This window comes from Bacillus sp. JJ634 (assembly GCF_036962285.1).
GTDB classification, from domain to species: Bacteria; Bacillota; Bacilli; order Bacillales; family DSM-1321; genus Peribacillus; species Peribacillus asahii_A.
Genome location: NZ_JBALMU010000180.1, coordinates 441 through 3,346, shown reverse-complemented (window position 1 = coordinate 3,346; position 2,906 = coordinate 441). Strand labels below are relative to the sequence as shown.

Annotated in this window: 2 protein-coding genes; both read right to left on the bottom strand. The window is 30.2% G+C overall.

The genetic code is table 11. The annotated features are described in order from the left end of the window. Positions 1–335: 335 nt before the first annotated feature. Positions 336–1,325 (bottom strand): O-antigen ligase family protein, encoded by a 990-nt coding sequence (locus tag V7068_RS20915; protein ID WP_499714391.1) that lies wholly within the window; start codon positions 1,323–1,325, stop codon positions 336–338. Between the two features lie 25 nt (positions 1,326–1,350). Continuing rightward, positions 1,351–2,466: a glycosyltransferase gene (locus V7068_RS20910; RefSeq protein WP_499714390.1), complete on the bottom strand. Its 1,116-nt coding sequence runs from the start codon at positions 2,464–2,466 to the stop codon at positions 1,351–1,353. Positions 2,467–2,906 lie beyond the last annotated feature (440 nt).

Genomic DNA, 2,906 nt, shown 5'->3' with positions numbered 1-2,906 from the left:
AACCAGTAAACATTCTGTCTTTTCCAACAGCTTATATTATATAAAATAAATTAAATTAATCGAATAAATAATTAACTTATTTTCATATAAATCTCCTTGAATGTATAAAAGTAGGATACCAATTATGTGATATTATATCTTGGTAAAATTTTATAGTTCCTTCTTTTTGGAGCTTATACTAAGTTTTAACTGTTTCTCACTGTTTTTAATTATCATAATAAGTAAAATTATATTCCAAATAGGCTTGTAAGAATATAATGACATTGATAAACCCATTATCATATAACCCATAAAGCTAGATGCAACAGCATACTTCTTAGTTTTGTATGCCTTTTTTAAAAAAATAAAATAAAACTGCCCACTAGTCCCATCTCAATCAAAGAATCTATCCATATATTATGACTAGAGTGTCCATACGTGAAATAGGGAGTCGTACCTGCTCCACCCCCAAATAATTTGTTGAATGCTGAAAATTCACCGTATCTTTGTAAGGTTGTGTCCCAAAGATCTGTCCTTCCTGAACCACCACTTTCTTCTACAGAAGAGACAGTATATCTTTCCCTCATATCTTCCGGTAATATATCTCCAGCTAGAATAACAAATATTACAGATATTAATATAAGGCTAATAATCGTGAAAATAGAAGATAATTTCATCCTATTACTCTTAATCCAAATCAAAATATAGAATAAAATTGCTCCTAATGCACCCAACATACCTCCACGTGACCCAGTTAAAAGAACGAAGATTAGAAAAATGCTCATTTTTATTATTGATTTTTTTTGTTTATTATTAATAAAGTCATCAAAGTAGTAAAGAATTGAGAACAATAAAAATCCGGTTAAATAATTAGGATCTTGATAGGCCCCATTTACAATAATAGTCATTCTCCCTTGCAGTATGTCTGTATCTTGAAACAGAACCATAAGAAGTAAAGTAACCCATCCACTATAAAGCATTGCTCTTATTAAAATGTTTATTTCTTTTTTATTATAGCTCAGCATGCTAAGAACTAAAATTACTCCTATATTCATACCAATTGTAATAATTCGCTGCATTGTAGATGAAGGGTCATAACTAAAAAAGATTGTTAGCATGGTTAACATAACATAAACAACTGGAACAACAAAAAATCTATCAAGGCGCATTTTTATATCTTTTAAATAAAGGAAAAATCCAATCAGAGGGATGAATACGAGAACTCTTGAAAGAGATACACCTGGGATAACAGGTAAAAAATCAAGTGGGGCTAAAAGCAAATAGAAGGCTAATAGCCAGGTTATTATTTTTACATTTTCTTTTGGAACTACTTCTAATGTTCTCACTATTAATCACCATTAATTAATTAATTTATTTTGAATATCTATCTAATCTATATGAATCCATATTTTTATATAGCTTAGCATACTCCTCGGCCATATCTTGTGCTGAAAAAAATTTAGCCGTGGACTTAGCTGCATTTCCAAGTCTTTGGCGAAGATCCTTGTCTTTGATTAATTTATGCAAAGCCTCAGAAATATCCTCAGTATTGGTATTTACAAGAAGTCCATTAATATTATCCTCAATCATATCCGGAATCCCACCTACCCGTGTCGCTACTATAGGTAATCCTGTAGCCATTGCTTCTATCAATGAAATAGGCATGCCTTCCCAAAGTGAAGGTAAGATAAAAATATCTGCTTCGTTAAGGTAAGAATATACATTAGATTTTAAGCCTAAAAATATTACACTGTCTTCTAACCCTAGCTGTTTGACTTTATCCTTAATGGCATCTTCTAACTCACCCGAACCTATCAATTTCAATACAGTATTAGGATATCGATTATGGACAATACGAAAGCTTTCAATTAATCCTTTGTGATTCTTTGCCTCTTTAAAGCTTCCTACATGAACTATATTGATTTTGTCACTCTTAGCTTCAAACTGAGTCTTTGGTATACATTTGTTTAAATTTATTCCATTATAAATCATTGGTACTTGTCCATCTTTAAAATTATATTCATTTGTTATTGACTCTTTTACTTTAGGGCTAATCGCAACAGGAATCACACAAAAATATTTATAAAACAATCGGTTAATTTTTCTTTTGAAATTACTAGCTTCTTTTGTTGCAATGCTATGAAGAGTATGAACTCTTATCGGAACTCTCGCAATTATAGCAGCTATGATAGCATATGGTAATGCATGTAGATGAGTATGAATCACATCTGGTTTTTTCTTTAAAAACAAATTATATAACTTAAATACTATCTTCAAATCAAAACCTAATTTCTTCCCCAAATAAATAACAGATATCTTCTGTTTCTCTAATCTGTCTGTGATAGCAGAGCGATTGTCATAAAGACTAACCACATCAACATCATACCCATCTTCTTTCAGTTTTATAGATAAGTTTTCTACCATAATCTCAGCGCCACCTAAATTTAAATTAGGTATTATTTGCATCACTTTAATATTATTATTCATAGAGAACACCTTTCTAAAAACAATCGAATGACACAACTCCCCCTACGACAGTTGTGCCTTGTACATTCCATTCCAACATTAAATTAATATACTTGAATAGTTTCTGCATTCTTATATTTCATAACCCTTTCTATGGGTACAGATAATTTGTAATGATATTACTTTGTTAAAAACTACCTCCACAAATCAACTATAAGCATTAATTTTGATTTCTCATACGAAGTTTTCTTCTCTTTCAATTCACCAAAAAAAACGAGGCTTTTAACTTAGTTTGAAATACAAAATTACACTTTCCGATTCAATTCTCTATAAATTGAGTTAAGATTAGTCATAACATTGTCAATAAAGTAATGTTCCATCACTTTATTAATATTCCAAGATGAAATACATTCCCTATAATTTTTATCCTTTAACCTAATAATTGCATCATAAATATCTTT